This window comes from Ruegeria sp. AD91A (assembly GCF_003443535.1).
GTDB lineage: Bacteria > Pseudomonadota > Alphaproteobacteria > Rhodobacterales > Rhodobacteraceae > Ruegeria.
This window is the reverse complement of sequence record NZ_CP031946.1, coordinates 2,297,434-2,316,206: the sequence shown is the minus strand read 5'-3', so window position 1 is coordinate 2,316,206 and position 18,773 is coordinate 2,297,434. Positions and strand designations below refer to the sequence as shown.

18 protein-coding genes are annotated in these 18,773 nt (G+C 53.8%); 9 read left to right on the top strand and 9 right to left on the bottom strand.

Going from position 1 to position 18,773, the window contains the following annotated elements; translation table 11 throughout:
• Nucleotides 1-143: 143 nt before the first annotated feature.
• Nucleotides 144-437 (top strand): hypothetical protein, encoded by a 294-nt coding sequence (locus tag D1823_RS11550; RefSeq protein WP_117870117.1) that lies wholly within the window; start codon nucleotides 144-146, stop codon nucleotides 435-437.
• Nucleotides 438-588: 151 nt separating this feature from the next.
• The gene (locus D1823_RS11545) at nucleotides 589-783 is read left to right on the top strand and encodes a hypothetical protein (protein ID WP_117870115.1); all 195 of its coding nucleotides are present in this window, start codon (nucleotides 589-591) and stop codon (nucleotides 781-783) included.
• A gap of 91 nt (nucleotides 784-874) precedes the next feature.
• On the opposite strand, the gene D1823_RS11540 is transcribed toward D1823_RS11545, so the two are convergent.
• Nucleotides 875-1,579 (bottom strand): IS6 family transposase, encoded by a 705-nt coding sequence (locus D1823_RS11540; protein ID WP_117870113.1) that lies wholly within the window; start codon nucleotides 1,577-1,579, stop codon nucleotides 875-877.
• A 293-nt stretch (nucleotides 1,580-1,872) separates the two neighbouring features.
• On the opposite strand from D1823_RS11540, the gene D1823_RS11535 reads away from it, so the two are divergent.
• The 3 genes from D1823_RS11535 to D1823_RS11525 all read left to right on the top strand — a co-directional run bounded on the left by D1823_RS11535 (nucleotide 1,873) and on the right by D1823_RS11525 (nucleotide 5,881).
• Entirely contained in the window at nucleotides 1,873-2,910 is a 1,038-nt protein-coding gene (locus D1823_RS11535; RefSeq protein WP_117870110.1) for a hypothetical protein, read from the top strand.
• Between the two features lie 107 nt (nucleotides 2,911-3,017).
• Complete coding sequence (locus D1823_RS11530; RefSeq protein ID WP_117870108.1) at nucleotides 3,018-5,459, top strand: zinc-dependent metalloprotease; 2,442 nt, start codon at nucleotides 3,018-3,020, stop codon at nucleotides 5,457-5,459.
• A gap of 17 nt (nucleotides 5,460-5,476) precedes the next feature.
• Complete coding sequence (locus D1823_RS11525) at nucleotides 5,477-5,881, top strand: hypothetical protein (RefSeq protein WP_117870106.1); 405 nt, start codon at nucleotides 5,477-5,479, stop codon at nucleotides 5,879-5,881.
• A gap of 211 nt (nucleotides 5,882-6,092) precedes the next feature.
• Here D1823_RS11525 and D1823_RS11520 read toward each other — a convergent pair whose 3' ends face one another.
• The 3 genes from D1823_RS11520 to D1823_RS11510 form a co-directional block, all read right to left on the bottom strand.
• Nucleotides 6,093-6,308 carry a hypothetical protein gene (locus D1823_RS11520; RefSeq protein WP_162896824.1) on the bottom strand — a complete coding sequence of 72 codons (216 nt, stop codon included), beginning with the start codon at nucleotides 6,306-6,308 and terminating at the stop codon, nucleotides 6,093-6,095.
• 30 nt (nucleotides 6,309-6,338) lie between these two features.
• Nucleotides 6,339-6,635: a hypothetical protein gene (locus D1823_RS11515; protein ID WP_117870102.1), complete on the bottom strand. Its 297-nt coding sequence runs from the start codon at nucleotides 6,633-6,635 to the stop codon at nucleotides 6,339-6,341.
• Between the two features lie 424 nt (nucleotides 6,636-7,059).
• On the bottom strand, nucleotides 7,060-7,380 hold the full coding sequence (locus D1823_RS11510) for a terminase gpA endonuclease subunit (protein WP_256369675.1): 321 nt from the start codon (nucleotides 7,378-7,380) through the stop codon (nucleotides 7,060-7,062).
• 1,342 nt (nucleotides 7,381-8,722) lie between these two features.
• Between D1823_RS11510 and D1823_RS11505 the strand changes: the two genes are divergently transcribed.
• Nucleotides 8,723-9,514 (top strand): inositol monophosphatase family protein, encoded by a 792-nt coding sequence (locus D1823_RS11505; protein WP_117870098.1) that lies wholly within the window; start codon nucleotides 8,723-8,725, stop codon nucleotides 9,512-9,514.
• 6 nt (nucleotides 9,515-9,520) lie between these two features.
• Here D1823_RS11505 and D1823_RS11500 read toward each other — a convergent pair whose 3' ends face one another.
• From D1823_RS11500 to D1823_RS11485, 4 genes are read right to left on the bottom strand one after another with little or no spacing between them, the layout of a single operon-like run.
• The gene (locus tag D1823_RS11500) at nucleotides 9,521-10,087 is read right to left on the bottom strand and encodes a histidine phosphatase family protein (protein WP_117870096.1); all 567 of its coding nucleotides are present in this window, start codon (nucleotides 10,085-10,087) and stop codon (nucleotides 9,521-9,523) included.
• A 2-nt stretch (nucleotides 10,088-10,089) separates the two neighbouring features.
• A complete protein-coding gene (locus D1823_RS11495; protein WP_117870095.1) occupies nucleotides 10,090-11,163 on the bottom strand; it encodes an ABC transporter ATP-binding protein in 1,074 nt (357 codons plus the stop codon).
• Nucleotides 11,160-13,376 carry an iron ABC transporter permease gene (locus D1823_RS11490; RefSeq protein ID WP_117870093.1) on the bottom strand — a complete coding sequence of 739 codons (2,217 nt, stop codon included), beginning with the start codon at nucleotides 13,374-13,376 and terminating at the stop codon, nucleotides 11,160-11,162. Before D1823_RS11490 ends, D1823_RS11495 begins: the two co-directional genes overlap by 4 nt.
• A complete protein-coding gene (locus tag D1823_RS11485) occupies nucleotides 13,377-14,417 on the bottom strand; it encodes an ABC transporter substrate-binding protein (protein ID WP_371415275.1) in 1,041 nt (346 codons plus the stop codon).
• A gap of 687 nt (nucleotides 14,418-15,104) precedes the next feature.
• Between D1823_RS11485 and D1823_RS11480 the strand changes: the two genes are divergently transcribed.
• Complete coding sequence (locus D1823_RS11480) at nucleotides 15,105-16,091, top strand: hypothetical protein (protein ID WP_162896823.1); 987 nt, start codon at nucleotides 15,105-15,107, stop codon at nucleotides 16,089-16,091.
• A gap of 469 nt (nucleotides 16,092-16,560) precedes the next feature.
• On the opposite strand, the gene D1823_RS11475 is transcribed toward D1823_RS11480, so the two are convergent.
• Nucleotides 16,561-17,307 carry an IclR family transcriptional regulator gene (locus D1823_RS11475; protein ID WP_117870089.1) on the bottom strand — a complete coding sequence of 249 codons (747 nt, stop codon included), beginning with the start codon at nucleotides 17,305-17,307 and terminating at the stop codon, nucleotides 16,561-16,563.
• A gap of 216 nt (nucleotides 17,308-17,523) precedes the next feature.
• Between D1823_RS11475 and D1823_RS11470 the strand changes: the two genes are divergently transcribed.
• Complete coding sequence (locus tag D1823_RS11470) at nucleotides 17,524-18,360, top strand: cyclase family protein (protein WP_117870087.1); 837 nt, start codon at nucleotides 17,524-17,526, stop codon at nucleotides 18,358-18,360.
• 61 nt (nucleotides 18,361-18,421) lie between these two features.
• Nucleotides 18,422-18,766, top strand: a complete 345-nt coding sequence (locus D1823_RS11465) for a cupin domain-containing protein (RefSeq protein WP_117870085.1) — start codon at nucleotides 18,422-18,424, stop codon at nucleotides 18,764-18,766.
• Nucleotides 18,767-18,773 lie beyond the last annotated feature (7 nt).

The following is an 18,773-nucleotide window of genomic DNA, read 5'->3' as shown; positions in this document are numbered from 1 at the left end:
GGACTTGGTTATTGCGCATGCGGATCGAATTCTGCCCAACGTTGCGGCAATTGGATAATTGATACGCTCAATGGATAGACTGGGCTCACAAAAACCGCGATTGTCTAATGACTACGAGTTGCAAAGCCACAGGAGAATACCCCATGCTCAAATCCCTCGTTCTGTCCGCTGTTCTTGTCGCCAGCGCCAGCACTGCATTCGCGTTAGATCGCCAGACGACCAATGCCCTGCGCGCGTGCCATGACTACCTGTGGAACAGCGTGCCGGCCTTCTCAAAACTGCCAAATGCAGCCATCTCCGTTTATCCTGGATCGACGAATGGCAATGTCATCACGGTCAACTGGAATGTATCCTGGGATCAGCCGAACATCCGCGCTGCTGGAAATTGCACGGTTATTGACGAGAATGTCGAGGGGTTCGAGGATTACACTCAGTAGTGCCGCACGGACGCGCCGTGCGGAATCAGTCCGAGCATGGCAAGAACATTTGCGAGTGACCCGAGTAGAGAGATTGGCGGGCGGATCTGCCTGAATGGCCGTGACAGTTTAGCCGACAAGTAAATGCAAAACGAAATCAAGGAGAAGACAAGTGAACAAGAAATTTACTGCTATTGCCGCCACCATTGGAGCGCTCGCCCTCAGCGGCTGTGTCGAAAGCGATGGCTTTAACGACGCCACTGCGGACACGGTTTGTGATGCTGAAGGCAATCGTTACCCGTCTGCAGCAATCGCGGAGTCGGTGGGGCTCGAGCCAGCCGAGTACGGTGCGACATTCTGCGAGTAGTTTGACGTAGGGCCTTGATGCGTCGAGCAGGCTGAACGGGTGCTGTCAGACAAATTCGAACCAGTCTCAGTTTGCCGCCAACTCCGTGAACCTATCCGGAACAAAGCTGGCGCCACTCGGATAGAGCGGCGGAGCGTGTCATCTTGAAGATGTCTCGACTTGTGAGTGATCTTTCCTGGTTGAAGTGGTTGTAGACGGATGCGTGGACAGCGGCGAATTTCTGCAAACTTCGCATGCGGCGGAAGCGAAGCATAGCTCGCTCTCGTCGTCGAAACGGCAGATGTGAATTCTCCGCGCGGTTGTTCAGCCAGCGGCCTGTTTCCTGCTTGTGTACTGCACCGACCTCTTTCAGGGCTGCGCCATACGAGCGAAGCAGATCCGTGACGAACACCTCCGGGGAACCGTGCTTACGCGCTGTTTTCTTTAAGAATTTCAACGCGGCCTTCTTGTCGCGCGTCTTCGTCACGAAGCTTTCCAAGACTTCACCTTCATGATCGACGGCCCGCCAAAGGTAGTGTCTCTCGCCGTTGATCTTCACGAACATCTCGTCAAGATGCCAGCGCCACTTACTCGATTTCATGCCAACAATACGCCGTTTTCGGATTTCCGCCGCAAACATTGGACCGAACCGATGCCACCAGAACCTCACAGCCTCATGACTGACATCGATGCCGCGTTCGTGCAGAAGATCCTCGACATTTCGAAGGGACAGCGGGAAACGAACATACAGCATCACCGCCAGACGGATGATCTCACGGCTCGTTTTGAAGTAACGAAATGGGTCAGGCTTGGTCATCCTGTGAGGCTATGAAACCGCCCTGCCCGGCTTAAGCCAATTTGCTCTGACAGTGCCTTTCGGTGTATCGGCAGCGTTCGGGCCTGATAAAGACTTTGAAAAATACGTTAACACTAGGGCTCAGGGAAAATCGCTTTTCCTGTGGCGCACCCACGCTACGGTTTTCGGTAAGAGCGCGAAACGATATCACAGACAGAGTTAGTGTTTATGAAGTCTGTAACTTTTAGGGAAACGAGCCAAGTATTGCTGTCAGTCGCCAGCTTTGGAACTTCGCCTAGGGAATGTAAAATCAAATGAATCCAAAGGTAATCGGTCTTTTGTGCGTTGGCTTGCTGGTCATTTTGTCGGCGGTCTGGCTGGCGGGTCGCAAAATCTTATCAATTGAACCGATGGCGGCCACGTCAGGCACGGCAACCCTTACTGAAGGGCAGGAAGGATCGGCAGAGGTCCGGCAACGTCTGTTGGAGGTAGGCCTTCATCCAACCGGTATCTTAAGTGATCTGGGCGTTGACGATCATCTTGTGCGGCTCGAAAAAGGCGAGGTCAGTGCGTCTGTGCTAATTGCCTATGCCGACGCTATTGAAGCGTTAACAAACCAGAGTACGAAACGAGGTCAGGCATTGCCCCCAACCTTGTGGGACGTCAGCACGCCCGCATTGCTCGATGCGGGTTGGACTGTTTATTCGCTCACGACTGCACTCGCGTCAGAGGCGGGGCGCGTGCACGTTGACCTTCTTACGGATGCCTACAGCGCCTTTCTGGAAAATAGGCCTGATGCACTACAAGGCGCTTTGGCATTGCTGCCGCTTGCGGGCAGTTACGTGCGCGCTTTGCCGGAAGAGGCGCGGGCCGAACATGAGGTTCATGCTAAAACGGATGGGGAGGCGACCTTGCTGATATGGCAAGCGCTTTTGACAGGCACGACCCGCCATAACCCGATCACGCACAGACCGCTTTGGAGCCACGGCTTCGTCGGTCATTTCAGCGTACCGCATATTCATCAATATGCGACCGGAACTGGTTTAACGCCCAGTCAGGTCTGGGGAGTTGAAGGCTTCAGTCCAACTTTTGTCGGCACAGCCGCAAATTCAAATCAAGTGGAGCATCTTGGCATCAGCGCGCTGCTTCAGGGTGTGGCCAGCGTCCCGGGTGCCGTTCTCAGCGCTGTGGAGTCCATTGAAGTAGCCGTCGATGGTGAAGATGATGCGGCAGCCGCGGCCGATAAAGCGTTAAATGCGGTGGTGCGTGATATCTTGGTGCCTCGGAAGGAAGAGGACCCGCATAAATTGGCTGCCGCACTTCATACAGCCCTCGCTGCGCAACCAGACTAGTGGACTGAAACACACTTGGTTCCAACGGTATTCCTGCTTGCCCTCGACTAGGCGCGACTTAAGCTGTGACACTAATCGATCCACCGCCATGACCGGGAAACCCAGATATGAGATTATTGGCTGTTATTGCAATGTCGCTGCATTTTCTGGCGACGGGTGCGCTTGCCGAGGATGAACCTGACTTTCAAAGCCTCATCGAGGGCGCCGAAGTAAGTGAGGGCGCGGCAACGATCTATGCAAAAGACGGCTCTCATTATTTTTCGGTGCCACCATCGATACTGGACAGAACTTTGTTCTGGAGCGCCGAGGTCGCGCGGTATCCGGCGGATGCGATTTCACTGTCGGGAACGGAGATCGCGACCCACGCGGTAAAACTGGAGCGACAGGACAGCAGGTTGCTCGTACGGTCTTTGTCCTCGGGATCGGTACGGATAACAGATCAGCAAGGCGCGGCCTCGTCCGAGCTGAAAATACGACCAATTGATATTGCCATTGCGAATGCACAGATCGGCCCCATACTTTTGTCCTTCGAAATTATGGCGGAAGATGAAGACGGAAACATGTTGGTCGATGCGACCGGGGTTTTCTCATCCGACATTCCGGACTTTTCGGCCAAAGGGCAAATTGCCTCCACGGGCCTCACACCCATTGGGGTTGATCCCAAAAGATCATATATTTCTCAGGCCAGTGCCTTTCCCGAGAATATTTTCTTGAAGTCGCATCTGACCTTCATGGCGCAGGATCAAGTGAGTCAGGATCGGGCAGTATCCATCGAAGTGGCGCACACAATCGCGCTGCTTCCCGAAGAGCCGATGGAGAAGCGACTTTTTGATCCGCGTGTGGGCTACTTTTCGACAGAGGTCTTGGAATTTGAGAATGCCAGCGGTGCGGTTGCCCAAAAAACGCAACTCGCTCTGCGGCACCGATTGGTACATGCCGACCCAAATGCGCCATTGCCCTCTGATCCGGTCGAACCTCTGGTTTACTATCTGTCGCCTGAAATCCCCGAGCGGTGGCGGCCCTACGTGAGGACCGCGATTGAGGACTGGCAACCGGCCTTTGAAGCAGCAGGGTTTACCAATGCGATCATCGCCAAAGATGCGCCCACACCGCAAGAAGACCCAGATTGGTCGATCAATGACGCACGGCACAATGTGATCCGATGGATTGCGCAGCCGGTGGCAAATGCACTGGGTCCGAACGTACACGATCCCCGGACCGGCGAGATCATCTCGGCGCATATTTTGGTCTGGCCGGAAGTTATAAACGTGTTTTCAGATTATTACTTTCTTCTGATGTCGAACCTTGACCCCCTTGCCGGGTCTTTGCCGCTACCCGAAGAACTCCAAGGCCGCATTTTGCGCTATGCCGTAAGCCACGAAGTGGGTCACACGCTTGGTCTGCGTCACAATCATCAAGCGTCCACGGCGTGGAGCACCGAGCAGTTACGCGACCCGGCCTTTGTCGCAAAACAAGGATCAACCGCGTCTATCATGGCGTACGGGCGTTTCAATTATGTCGCCCGACCGGAGGACGGGATTGAGCAGTTCTTTCCTCTGGTTAGCGCGTATGACGCCCACGCTATTGCATGGGGGTATACACCAAACCTGAGCAATGAAGTCCTTGATGCAATTGCTGGGCAGTCGCAAAATAGCAAAGGACTTGTCTGGGGGGCGGCGGAAAAGCCAGACGAAGCGTATGGGCGTTTTGACCCTACGGTTCTGTCAGAAAACATCGGGGCTGATCGTCTTGAAGCGACGCGATCTGGAGTCGCGGCACTGCGATCTTCAATCACTCTTTTGCCGAGGGTGACCCCGCAATCGCCTTCGCGTTCACGCGACATGGCGCGCGTGTACGACCAAGGCCGCGCTCGTTTCATGGGCTTTATGGACAGCGTCACGCAGATGGTTGGTGGCTTCAACTCGACGTCTAACGATGGCCTGCCTACTGATTTCATCGATGTCGCAGATCAAAAAGCGGCTGTGACCTACCTTGCCTCCGAAGCAATAGCAGAACTGGAGATCTTTGCTGCTCCCGAGACGCTAACCGAGATCAGGCCCATAGGCGGGCTTGAAATCGTAGATGCTATGGCTGTGACGATCATTGAAGACCTGCTCGACCCAGTGGTGATACGCCGTGTGTATACACAGGATACACTCAGGCCTGACCGCGGGTTTGGTGTCGCAGAAATGCTGGCCGCTACAACAGATGCAATGCTCGTAGACAAAGTTGCCATTGAAGATATGACCCCTGCGAGGCGCGCGGCCCTACTACGTTACGTCAAGCTTTTGGGAGAGTTGCCACAATACGCAGGCGATCCATCGATTGAACTGCTTGCTCTGCTCGGATTTCCGATTGGTTTCGTTGAACTGGCCAAGGCAGATTTGTCCGACACTGGAATTGCTGACGCCGCGACCGTTGAACTGACGCGTCTGGCAGAAACCTTGTCACCGAAAGAAGACGGTATCGCCACAGGACTGTTCAAGGATATCGAACGCATGATTGGTATTGATGTCGATGGTTCAGACACGTCGGAAGAACAAGAGTAGGTCTCGCGGGACACACCTTGCAGTTTCGAAGCGCGGATACGCTGGTACAAGAGACGCCCGCGTTGGAACTGCAAGGTGTAGACGGCCGAAAAGGTGGAATGATAAAATTGCTAGGATACGTGACAGCTGGGGTCTGGCAGGCGTTGTCAATTGTTGTGCTTCTTGGCCTCATGCACGGCTCAGCAAACATGGTCCTCGTAAACCTTGTCATGGCTGCAATATTTTCTGGATGCGCGGCCTTCTTTGCTTGGCGTGCCAAGATTGTTAAGGCGTTGCGGCAGCGCGACCCAGACGCGCCCGAGATGCGCCGCTTCGTTATTGTCGAATGCGTGTCGGGGCTGGCAGTGTTGCTCTTGGGCCTACTGCTTCTGGCCATGGCTACGTTTCGTGTGTTTTCGGAGGGCTTCCCGGTATTCGGATAACGTCGGCGACACAACGGTATTCCACGGCAAAAAAGACACCATTGCTCCAAAACGAAGCACTTGGTGAAGTGGGCTTTGCCCGCCGGTGGCTTCAATCCATATGAAAGGCTTTATCCTGACCTTACACACCGGCTGCATTGGGTATTCTTCACCAAATCCGGCGTTCGCCACTTGATCTGGCAATCTCTCAGTGACGTTAGAAACGTCTGCTTCAGTCTGTCAAGGCGCCAAAATCCGATGTGTCAATGCCAGACGCCGCGTCTTCGGCGATAGCATCGAAATCGGTAGATTTCTCATACTCTTGTTCTGCCTCATATGCGACAGAACCTGCCACTGCTGCCGTTGATGCCGTGCGTACCTCCTCTTCGCTTGCATCACATGCAGTTAAGATCGCCATACCAAAAGTGAAGAGTATTGCGTTTTTCATGCGGGAATTCCTGTGTTTTGATCCAATCACCTAGTAATAACCGGGCAAGGGCAAGGCGCGGCTGGCGTCCGTTTCGAATTTCTTGTAGCGGCCACCTGAGTACCGATGGCAATCGCGGGCAAGACCAGCCTTTACAGTCTCTGCCTGCGGGTCAACGCGCCTCCCATCCTGCATTATGAAAAAGCATGCGCCGACTTCACGGTCGTAAGACTTCCTGCCTTCCAAGTTACATTCAACGGTTTTTGCTTCGCGCATCAAGTCAGCAACAAACCATTTTCCTTTGATGTACAATTCATGGCCTCGTTCAGGAGCAGAAATGCCGTCCAAACGGACTCGGACATCCTCAACAACGATGGTGTCAGCATCAATGACTCTTGAAAGTGTTGGATAGCCAGAGATCTGGCGCGCACCCGAGTTGGCCCCACTTGGGGTGCCATTGGATAATACATCTAATTGGGAAGCAGCGCATGCAATCAGAACGATTCAGCTCAACCCCGTGATGGCTAGTATTGGCTTGCGTCTTGTCCTACGGCGTTTCGCAAGCCGTGCCTCGCTCAAAGAGATGGTTTCGATGGTCATGTGAGCTCATTTAGTTGCGTTTGAATTGATTGAGCGTCTCGCAAAACAGTGGCAACAATTAGGCATGGGCCTCAGTTTTCTAAGGTTAAATTGCCTGAAGCCGCTACCTCCCAGTCCTGCACTTCGACCCAGTGTGAACTCCGCACGTATCTACTCGTAATCCGCCGAAATTTTAGGTGTCTGAAAGCAGAATTTTCTCGATTAAGAATTTCGGTAGCAATGCCTGTTTCGACCATTTCAGTTTCAACCAGCGCATAAATTTCACCCGGCGGCGCGACATGCGCGGGCGACAGAAGGCATAGACCTGATCGGCCCAGTTGCCGGGGTCGATCACAGCGGTGTCCACGTTCAAAACACCGCCATGCGTATCCCGAAACTGCGGTTTGAGCGCGCCTTCAAGTTCCGCCCATGTCTCGTTTTCGGTCAGGCTGCCCCAGATCATCTCATGGGCTAAGACCCGCATGTCATCGTCCTTGCCCCAACCAGCCGACAGTTTGCCCGCGGAAATTGGCTTCGCGAATGGTAGGGTTCTCCGCTGTCCACCTGGTATGACAAACTGCCTGCTTGGAAAGACGTTTTGACGCCGTGATCGTCTGCAAAAGATACGGCGTTTTCTTTTGGTAAGGCAGGGGAATTAAGTTGGAACTCCCCTACGTAACACATTGAGCGATATAGGGCGCCAGTATTTGGAATTTTTGGTTTAAGTGACTGTTTTTAAGTGATAATAGGCGGATCTCTTCGGTCCGCCACTTCTAAGCAGTTGAATAAAAATATAAACTTTTCCACATCGCCCGTATTGCGCCTATGCTGATGTTGGAATTTGTCTGTTTTAGGCTACTTCTAGGCTACCTGTCGCGGACCACGGTGTGTATTTTTGATTTACTGTTTTCCTCTTGGGCTCCCGCCTAGAAAAGCATGCAAAATTCCGGTCTCCGTCAGACAACGACCACTCTGGTAATTGGATTTTGGCAGTTCGCAGGATCAATGTATCTCGGTCAACAACATCAACATCCGGATCATCCGACCCCTGCATACCCACCAAAGCATACGATCTGGCGCGAGTGCGGCTCCAACACAAAATTTGGATTAGATTTTTCAGGCGACAGTTTGTGAAGGTTACCTCCAACGGGTTTTGCACCTCTCTGAGTGGGGCGGCCTTTTGGTGTAAGTCTCAAAGCAGATTTGAATTTGGCTAAGGATAGCAGTCCGCCTGTCCTTCAATGGGCACGCGGATCGAGTGTTCGCGATATGGATAACGACGAACCGCAGGGTAAATTCATAGAACACCCGCCTGAGAGTAGCACATGGGTAAACGGCGGGAATGTCCCGCAACTGAGACATCCGACAGTGGCGCAGCGAACGACCGGTTTCGGATTGGACCAATTTAGCAGCGTTCGATGACCGCTTTCGGGAAATCACGCTGCAGTGCCGCGAATTGTTCCACAATCTGGTGGACGCCCGGTGGCGAAGTTCGCTGCAACAGCATCAGGCGGGATTGTCCGCATTGCAGACGTTCAAGCAAGTTGCAGCGAGCGACCGCTAAGCGGGACAAAGCAGTCGCTACATTTATGGTCGATCAAGGGTTTTATGGGCTTAAGCTGTACCGTCGGAAATTAATCGGCTTTGGGCTACAACGCGTTCAAAGCGGGCCTTCACGTAAGAGACATCAATTGCATAGGTCCGCTGTCCACCATTAGTTTGGGGCTTCATTTCGTTGTCGTAATATGTATCTGAAGAAATCGACGAAACGGGTTTTAATCTTGCTTGGTGGTGCTGACCCCCGGCACCGCCTATTGTTCATAATCAGAAACAGAATTTAACGGCAGGAGGATCGAGTGCAAAGCATCTCTGATCGAAGTTTGTTCGCCACCAAAGTGGCTGAAGAAGCAGGCGCGTTGGCTATAAGATATTTTGGCAATAGAGACACTCTGGTGGTGGATGCAAAGGGTGCTCAGGATTGGGTCAGCGAAGCCGACCGAAATGTCGAGACGTATGTTCGCGAAAAAATAACCGAGGCCTATCCCGATGATGGAATCTTCGGAGAGGAGCACGCTGCGAAATCAGGGTCCAGCGGGTTTGACTGGGTGATCGACCCAATCGACGGCACCACGAACTTCGTAAACGGCATTCCGGCGTGGACGATCGTCCTGGCGGTTGTTTCAGAGGGACAAACACAAATCGGTGTCATTCACGAGCCGAACGTGGCTGAGACCTATGCCGCCATGCGGGGGGCGGGAGCAACGCTCAACGGGCAGCCAATGCAGGTCGCATCAGGCGTCGATATGGCAAGCGGGACCGTCTCGGTCGGATATTCGAACCGCATCGAAGCGGCAAAGGTGATCCCAATCATTTCAGCCATCATCGAACGCGGGGCCATGTATCATCGCAATGCAAGCGGCGCGCTGTCGCTTGCCTATGTCGCGGCAGGCCGGTTGTTGGGGTACGTCGAAGAGCATATGAACGCGTGGGACTGTCTTGCCGGTCAGCTGTTGATCGCAGAGGCCGGTGGTGTCGTCGAAGAACAGGACGCCAATGAAATGATCCGCGATGGTGGCCGCGTCATTGCCGGTACGCCAAAGATCTTTGATGATCTCAAAGCAATTTGCGAGAAGGCATGGCACGACTGATTTGCGTCAGGCGATAGCCCGCCAGCCGAGGCTACAGCACAGCGTGTCCAAATCAGCGCTCCAGAAATGCCCCTGCCCAGGCTGGTCGTGCTGGCGATCAATCCGCACTCCTGAGAGATGACACCAGAGCAGCGTCCCAACCGCGCCGTGGGTTACGATGGCAAGATCACCACCATCGTGCGCGTCCATGATTGACGTGACTGCCCCGACAATCCGGGCCTGAGCATCTGTCGCGGTTTCCCAGCCGCGAAAGCTCACGTCGGGTGCAGCGAAGAATGCATCAGCGGCGGCTTCGAACTGGTGCGGTGGCAGGAAACCGGTGGCACTGCGGTCATTTTCGCCCAGCGCCGGGTTTACCTTCACCTCAAGGCCGTGCGGTTTGGCCAGGATCGCAGCTGTCTGTTCTGCCTTGCGTTCGGTGCTGGACCAGATGGCGCTGACCGAGGCCATGATCGGCGTATTTGCAAATGCTTCGGCCCGGGTGCGGCCCACCTCACTCAGTTCCCATTTGGTGATTGCGATCTCTGGGTTCACGACCACTTCCGGGTGCGAAATGATAACGAGTTTCGGCAATGTCAGCCCTTCGGCAGCAAAACCGGTCCCCGGTCTGCAAAGGCCATTTTGACGTCAGCGCCCGGTTGCAACGGGTCATCCACGTCGTCCTGCACGGCAAACACCCGTCCGAATGCGCCGGTCAGCGTGTATTCCATGCGCACGCCGACATAGGTAGCCTTGGAGACTTTTGCCGGGATGCCGGTTTCGTATCCGATCAGGATGCGGGACGGACGCACCGCCAGCGTTGCCGGACCTACGGGCAAATCGCGAGAGGGCAAGCGGTGGCAGTGTCCTTCGATGTCGATTGTAGCTTGATCGCCATCGACTTCGACGATTTTGCACTCGATCAGGTTCGCTTCACCGATGAAGTCAGCCACGAAGCGGTCGATTGGTGCGTCATAGAGTTGCCGTGGTGTGCCGATCTGGGCAATGGCGGCGTTACGCATGACGACGATCTCGTCCGACACGGCAAGCGCTTCCTCCTGATCGTGGGTTACATAGACAACCGTCAGTCCGAGGTCCCGCTGAATGGAGCGAATGTCTTCGCGCACCTGTCGGCGCAGTTTGGCATCGAGGTTCGACAGGGGTTCGTCAAAGAGCAGCACCTGCGGTTCCAGCACCAGCGCGCGGGCGACTGCGACACGTTGTTGCTGGCCTCCTGACAGTTCGCTAGGCAAACGGTTGTCGAAGCCCTTGAGGCCCACCAGTTCCAACCCTTTGAGCGCGCGCGATCTGGCCTCGCTCTTATCAAAGCCGGAGAATGTCAAACCATACATCACGTTTTCTAGCACGCTCATATGCGGGAACAGGGCGTAAGACTGAAACACCATAGACACATCGCGATCGGTCGCGGGCAGCTTGGTCACGTCGCGATCGCCTATCACGATCCGGCCCGAGCTGGCCATCTCCAGACCGGCAATCATGCGCAGCGTCGTTGTTTTGCCGCAGCCCGATGGCCCCAGCAGCGTCACCAGTTTACCTGCTTCCACATGCAGGTCGATGTTGTCGACGGCCACGACATCTTTGCCAAATACTTTTGACACTCCTTCGAACCGAACCGGCGCGGCTTTACTAGCAATGTTGGTATCCGTCATGTCGTTCTTTCCGCTCCGATCTGGGTGCGCCGTCCGATCTGCACGCGGCCCACGAGGAATTGCAAAAGCCCTACAGATGCCAGCATCACGAAGATCAGCGTGGTGGAATAGGCGATGGCAAGGCCGTAGTCATTGTTCTCGACGCGCCCGATGATGTAGCTGGTCGCCATGTCGTATTCGGCCGATACCAGAAAAATGACTGCCGAGATCGCGGTCATCGCGCGGACAAAACTGTAGACGAGTGCCGCTAGGATGGCGGGCTTAAGCAGGGGCAGGATCACGCGTCGGAACGTCTGCCACGAGTTTGCACCCAGCGTCAGCGAGGATTCATCAAGCGACCTGTCCAGTTGCGACATGGATGCAATGCCCGCACGCACGCCGACGGGCATGTTGCGGAAAATGAAGCTGATCACGAGGATCACACCAGTGCCTGTGATTTCGATCGGGGGAACGTTGAAAGCCAGGATGTAGCTGACCCCGATGACGGTACCGGGAATGGCGAAGGACAGCATCGTTCCGAATTCGAAGGCGTTCTTTCCGGCGAAATTTTGGCGCGTGAGCAAGTAGGCGGTCACCAGTCCTACAGCTGCCGTCAGCGGAGCCGCTATGGCCGCAATGCTGATGGTGGTCCAGAAACTGTCCCATGCGGCACCCGTCCAGCGGATGCCTTCCTCTTCAAAGCGCACTGAGAAGGCGGTGACATAGTGTTTGAAGGTGAGCGTGTTGTTAACGCCCCAAAGCTCAACGACGCTGCCGTAAATGATCATGCCGTACACAACCGCTGTAAACAGCGCCCAGATGGTCGCGATGGCCAGCACGGGTATCGCCAGCCCATAGGGCATCAGCGGATGCACGCCAGCGTCCCCCTTGCCGGAAACGGTGGTGTAGCTTTTCTTACCGAGCCAGGCGCGCTGCGCGTAAAAGGCAGACAGCGTGAAGAAGAGCAGTACCATGGCCAGCACGGCAGCCCGACCCTGATCATATTGCGCGCCGACGATGGCAAAGAAAATCTCGGTCGACAGAACGTCAAAATTACCGCCTAGAACAAGCGGGTTGCCGAAGTCGGCCATGCTTTCGATGAAGCCGAGCAGAAAGGCATTCGCCAGACCGGGTCTCATCAGGGGCAGCGACACCGTTCGGAAGGTTTGCCACCTATTGGCGCGCAGCGTTTGGGCGGCTTCCTCCATCGACGGCGACACGCCTTCGACAACACCAATCAGCACCAGAAATGCGATGGGGGTGAAGGCCAGCGTCTGGGCGATCAGGACACCCGGCATTCCATAGAGCCACCGCGACGGTTGCACGCCAAAAAGATCAGCGAAAAAGACTGTGACCGACCCGGATAAACCGAAGAGTAGGATCAAGGCCAGCCCGATTACGAAGGGGGGCGTGATGATTGGCAAAACCGTCAGCGCGCGCATCCCACGCTTGAACCGAAACCCTGACCTGGTGACCAAAAGTGCAAAACAAAGTCCCAGAACCGTGGTGATCAGGCCGACGAGAATGGCCAAAAAGAGGGAGTTCCACGCGGCGCCGCATTTAGCACCCCAAAAACACCCCAATCCCCAGAGACGGTCATCAAAAAATTTTGAGGCAAAAACAGATGCCGAATAGGCGCCGTTTTCGGTCACAAAGGCCGAAAACAGCATGTTGGCAATGGGAAAGAACACGAAGGCGGTGACGATTGTAATGACGCCGCCGATGGCGCTGACGACAAACACATCGCCGTTGACTGCACCGCGCGCCGCTATGCCCTGCGTGAGCAGGAACAGGAAGGCCGACGCACAGATCATCGCTCCATACCCCATGCCGAACTGTCGGATTTTCGGCTCACCAAAGAGGGCCTTGAGCCAGTCGAAGTTGAAGCCGCGAATGCCGATCCCGAAGCCTTGCGCAATCAGCCAGCCAAAGCCCAGTGCACCGGCAAGAATCAGGATCTTAGCGTAGATCGGATCAGATTTAGGTTTCCCCAGCACCAGAATTGGCAATGCCAGCGGGATCAGCAAGGGTGCAAGCCAGAGCTTTTCACCCCGCCCGATCAGAAATAGAGCGGGCGCAAAATCTTCGTCAAACGGATAGCCGTTAAAGAGCCATTCAAATGACCAAAGGCCATCCTCAACCATGTACCATGGCAGCAGGACGTAGCCGGCCCAACCGACAATGATCCAGAAGATCAATACCGGGTGGGTCCTGGTTTTCGCTTTGTCAGTCACTTACTGCGGCAGCACCGAAACGTCTTCGTCCCACTTTTGCAGCAGACGCTTGCGCTCATCAGAGGAGCCGTACTTTTTGAAGTCGTAGTCGATCAGCTTGATCTGGCTCATATCCGGGGCGCTTTCAGATGTTTGCGCACCCTTGTTGGACGGGACCTGGAAGGCATTGACTTCAAGTGCGAGGTTCTGGGCTTCGGCACTCAGCGCCCAGTCGTAGAACTTTTTGGCTTCTTCTTCGTTGCGAGCGCCTTCAATGATCGACATCGAACCGATCTCGTAACCAGTGCCTTCGCACGGGGCGACAACCTTTACAGGGAAGCCTGACACCGCCTGCTTGACGGCGTCATGCATGAAGACAATGCCGATCGTGTTCTCGCCACGACCCGCGGCCTTGATGGGCGCCGAACCGGATTTGGTGTACTGATTTATGTTGGCGTGAAGGCCTTTCATGAACTCAAAGCCCTCGTCCTCGCCAAAGATCTGCACCATCGACGCCAGCGTCGTGTAGGCAGTTCCGGACGAATTCGGGTTCGCCATCTGAACGTGCCCTTTATATTCCGGCTTGAGCAGGTCCTTCCAGCAGGCGGGTTCAGGCAGGTTGTTGGCCGCCAGGAGGTCAGAGTTGTAGCCATAGCCCAACGCACCCGAATAGATACCGATGGTCTTGTTGCCAGCACTTTCGGCCTGTGAAATTGCCCAGTCATGCAACTGGTCACGCATGGGCGAGACATATTCCATAGTTAAACCTTCTTCGGCTGCTTGAAGGTGCGGGTCACCCGTGCCGCCCCACCAGACATCTCCTTTTGGGTTTGAGCTTTCCGCACGTATTTGCGCAAAGGTCTCGCCAGAGGATTTGCGAGTCATGTTCACGTCAATGCCGGTGGCGTCCTCGAAGCTGCGCGCCATCAGCTGGCACCAGTCTTCCTGCGCCGAACAGTAGAATGTCAGCTTGTCGGCTTGCGCAGCACCCATGGAAGCGGCGAATGCGATCAGTGAGCCAGCAAGTGTGTTTGTCAATTTTTTCAAAGTCTTTCCTCCCATAACTATCCAGCTTCCAGCTTTGAGCCGGGAACTGTCATGTCACCTTTGAGGGCGGCCACGCTTAATTGTGGCATCTTATGATTTCACCGGTCTCGGTACGGCTTTTCCTCTTTGTGACTATGTAAGTCTGACCACTCTAACACTTGTTTCGCAAGGATTTTTGCAGAGCGACAAAATCAGTGCGATCCAAACGGAGCACCTTTGAAAGCACTATTCAAAGGAAGATCGCAAGCTTATCCATAGCCTTCGAATGCGCGGAGCTTGATACTTACGCCAATTGGCGAATTGTGTTCTGGGCAATCAGATTGTCTAACGTTAATACAGATTTTGCAGCGAATATTGAAAGCTAGCTCCCGATTTTGACCACACTTGTGATGTGTGGGTTCACGCAGTGAGTGCGTTCTCATCGCCCTGCATGACCGAGGAAACTTACCTTGGGAACGTCAACAATGGGCTCAAAGTAGTTATTCGCTGCACTTTGTATGTGTGTCTGTTACTGTAACTTACCGGTCGTTCCGTCATACTCGATCCTGAGGCTTTGAAACGTCAGTTCTCATGCGTAGTGTGGTATTTTTAGTGGTATGAATTTGAATCAGAGATTTTTTATATATTTTTAACAAAAGGTTATGCGAAATATATTGTTACTCCTCGGTCCGCCACTTGGTGCTTATGTGGCGACAAATAGTTTTGCCTTTTGCGACAGAACTTTTCCTTTGCGCCGCATATCTCACCGCAGCCAGCCAAGATGGTTTTGTTACTGTGATTGATGTGCAGTCTGGTGAGCAAATGTTTCGCGGATTTCCTCTTGGCGAGCGTGAGATTGATAAGGACAACGGCTTCATCGCCAGCCTGTCTGTCAGTGACGACGGCAAATCTCTTTTGATCGGGACTGTCAGTGGATCCGCCTATTTGGTCAAGCTATCAATTAACGAGGACAAGCAATCTGAGCAGTGGAAACTACAGTCGAAGTATCAACTAACCAAGAAGGGACCTTTGGTAATTGCCGGATTCCTAGGGGATTCCAACGTTTTCGCTCTCGCGTCTGAGAAGTTTGGTGGAATACAAATCATAGATCCGAGTATCGGAATGACGCCAATACAGCGGATCCCAGTTCAAGACTTCGTAATCGATGGTCTATATCATTGGCGCGACATGCCAATCTATTCAGATTATTTTAGTTTCCAACCGGAGACGAAGTCCCTGACTATGTACACATACAGTGATTGGGAGCAGGAGATAGATACAGAATCCGATCCGGTTTCAAAGCTAACTATCGATAACAGTCGCTCGAACTTGCATGCTAGCTTTTTCAACGGGACGTACTCATTGGGTACCGGTCCGACGGTAGTTCCAAGCATATCATTGCACGACGACCAATTGCTTGTGAACCGATCTGGGCTCAAGTCGCCAGGCGAAGGAAACTACGCGTTTGTGTTGCGAGAGTTTAGGCCCAATGGGTTGGAACCTGCTGGCGCAATGGCTGTAACCAACGATGACCGCATGGTTTGGATGGCGACACGGGACGGCGAACTGGTTGCGTACTCACTGGAATTTCTGTCTAGAGATCTTCGGAATATGGCTTGCGATAGCTTGCCTGTTTTTCCAGAAAATCAATTCTCCGAATTCACAAGAAAAATCGGAATAGAGGCACCTTGTTCCAACAACCGACAATGAGCTCCTCGAGGCGTCGCAAAATGAGGAGATAAGGTACTGGGTCAAATATGCTTGACGTTTGGGTCAGAATTAAATGACGGAATTCTCTAATTCATGGAGGTTTTTGTTGTCGATTGAGTCAAAGATCAGTGACGTTCCACATTTCCTGTTGAACGTCACACAAACCTGACCCAACCGTCACAGTTGGACCAGAAAAGCAGTGAACGTTCGACATCAGAAGGCGTCCCCAGCGATGGACATCAGTTGAATTTGACCTATCGTCATCAACTAACACGCCGCTGCTATTTCAGACTCCCGCAGACAGTTTCGTTTGATCTGACTTCCCTTTTGGAAAATCAGGGCTGATTTGCAGATCAGACAGCGAAGCTGCCTGTTCCTGCTGATCTGTCACGTGGCGAACGCGGGAGTGCGGGCTGCCAGACAAGGTCGGTCGAGAGACACCAATCTGTCTAAAGTCAGCTTCAAAAGCTTATTGGAAGGTTTGATGTATATTTGTGGATGTTTCGATAAGCGCTTGTTCGATGGTTGCTCTTTGCCGTGCAAATCGCGTCGTTGGCACTGGAATTGAGATCGCGTGCAGGTCTCCGACCCAGTCGACGAAAGAAAACCCGATCGCCGACACGCCGGCAGAATGCTCGTCCAAATCATAGGCAAGGCCCTGTTCGCGGGCAGTATCAAGTTCGGAAAGGAACTCATCCAAGTTTCTTTGGATACCATTCCGTTCCCATTCGTTCTTAATGAGCTTTGTTGCATCTCCTTCATCGAGCAGAGCGAGACAAGCTTTCCCGTTTGCAGTGGTGGTCAGTGGAAAAACCTCGCCTACTTGCGAGACCGTAGTCAAACGGTAAACGCCCGGAACTTGATCCAGAAAAACCATACCAATCCCACGCATCACAGCGAGGTCTGTGGTTTCCCCGGTTTTTTGGGTTAATTCCGTCAAAAGCAGTCGGCAGTGTTCGACGATGCTGTACTGCGCGGCGCCTGCGAGAGCACTTAGTTCGGGGCCGAGCCTCAAGCCACCTCCATTTGCATCTGCTATGACAAGTTTTTCTTCAGCAAGTGCACTTGTGATTCTCTGTACCGTAGAGCGGGGCAGATCAACACGCTCGGCGATTTTCCCCAAGCTCATTCCGGATTGGTTTTCTTTTAGAACACGCAAAATCGAGGCCGCTCTGGAAATGACCTGAATGCCACCTTTATCCGCTTTTTCAGACATTTAACCTATCCCATTCTGTCTTGGCATCGTAGCTCGGGATGCCTGGCGATTTTTTAGTGTTGTATCACAATGCGGTGCAAGTCAACCGTATAGTGAGTTTTTAGTTGACCATAATGCGGTGCGTATGCATCATCATACGGGAAAGGTGGGGAGGCCACCCAGACAATTGAAAAGCGAACACCGCCGCGTTGTCGGCGAACAGAGGAGATATGCCCAATGGTCGAAATCCGTGGCATTGAGTTTCAGGCAAACACCGACAACGACATGGGGCTCGAGTTCTATAACCTGAGCCACAGATACGGGTTTCAGTGTCCCAACTGGCCGTATTTCAAGGACGTTCAGATCGACCGAAAGCACTATATGGCCAAGTCGGGGGTTCTGTCGCAGACGATTACCACAACGATGCATGTGACCACGCATATTGATGCACCGGCGCACGTTGTTCAGGGGACGCCGTTCATCGATGAGGTTCCGCTCCCCCATTTCTTCGGTTCGGGTTTGGTGGTTTCTGTGCCGAAAAAGAAGTGGGAGCAAATCACCGGGGATGATCTGGAAAAGGCTTGCGGTCATGCGATCCGCAAGGGCGACGTACTGATCATCAACACCGGTTGGCATAAGCAATACGAAGACGGTGACTACTTTGCTTACTGCCCGGGTCTCGTTCCTTCCGCTGCTGAGTGGATGATCGAAAAAGGTGTGAAAGTCGTTGGGCACGACACCCAGGCAAACGATCACCCTCTGGCGACGGCCATTGGCCCGCAGCGTAACGGCCCGATCCTGCCGCACCTTGAGAAAGAGTACCTTGAATGGTCAGGCGGCACCCCGTGGGAGGTTGACTTCCCCGAGTGGGAGCCGGTGCACAACATGCTGTTCTCCAAAGGTATACTGGGCATCGAAAACGTTGGTGGTGATCTGGATGCGGTGACCGGCAAGCGCTGCACCTTCGCGTTCTTCCCGTGGAATTGGGACCGAGGCGATGGCTGCATTATCCGACTGGTGGCGATGATCGACAAGAACCAGTCCTACCGCATCGAGGCTGGTGAAGATTTCTGAACACTCACGAACCGGTCGCCGGTTCGCCGGTGGCCGCCAATAACCTTGAGCGGAGACGGACATGCATCTGAAGCGTTTTCAAGACGCACAACCCTACGAAGCACCGAACCATTTTGGGTGTCATGGGCTGCGCTTACAAGGGTTTGAGGAAGGCGGGCCGACAAATCAGTGGATTGGCTTCAGCCAGTTCCTGCCGGGTGGTGGCGCAGGCCCCGACTCTACACCTTTTGAGAAAGTCTACGTCGTTCTGGAAGGCGAAATGACTGTCATCGTTGATGGCACCGAAACCACTCTTGGACACATGGACAGCTGTACGATCGCACCCGGCGAAGTGCGTAAAATTGAAAACCGCGCCAACCACACCTGCAAAATGCTGGTGGTCATTCCGTATCCGCCAGAAAGCTAAGGACAAA

Coding starts and splice junctions, on each gene's coding strand:
- D1823_RS11470 (WP_117870087.1), top strand. CDS start 17,524: ATGGTCGAAATCCGTGGCATTGAGTTTCAGGCAAACACCGACAACGAC.
- D1823_RS11485 (WP_371415275.1), bottom strand. CDS start 14,417: ATGGGAGGAAAGACTTTGAAAAAATTGACAAACACACTTGCTGGCTCA.
- D1823_RS11495 (WP_117870095.1), bottom strand. CDS start 11,163: ATGACGGATACCAACATTGCTAGTAAAGCCGCGCCGGTTCGGTTCGAA.
- D1823_RS11540 (WP_117870113.1), bottom strand. CDS start 1,579: ATGACCAAGCCTGACCCATTTCGTTACTTCAAAACGAGCCGTGAGATC.
- D1823_RS11465 (WP_117870085.1), top strand. CDS start 18,422: ATGCATCTGAAGCGTTTTCAAGACGCACAACCCTACGAAGCACCGAAC.
- D1823_RS11535 (WP_117870110.1), top strand. CDS start 1,873: ATGAATCCAAAGGTAATCGGTCTTTTGTGCGTTGGCTTGCTGGTCATT.
- D1823_RS11475 (WP_117870089.1), bottom strand. CDS start 17,307: ATGTCTGAAAAAGCGGATAAAGGTGGCATTCAGGTCATTTCCAGAGCG.
- D1823_RS11550 (WP_117870117.1), top strand. CDS start 144: ATGCTCAAATCCCTCGTTCTGTCCGCTGTTCTTGTCGCCAGCGCCAGC.
- D1823_RS11520 (WP_162896824.1), bottom strand. CDS start 6,308: ATGAAAAACGCAATACTCTTCACTTTTGGTATGGCGATCTTAACTGCA.
- D1823_RS11530 (WP_117870108.1), top strand. CDS start 3,018: ATGAGATTATTGGCTGTTATTGCAATGTCGCTGCATTTTCTGGCGACG.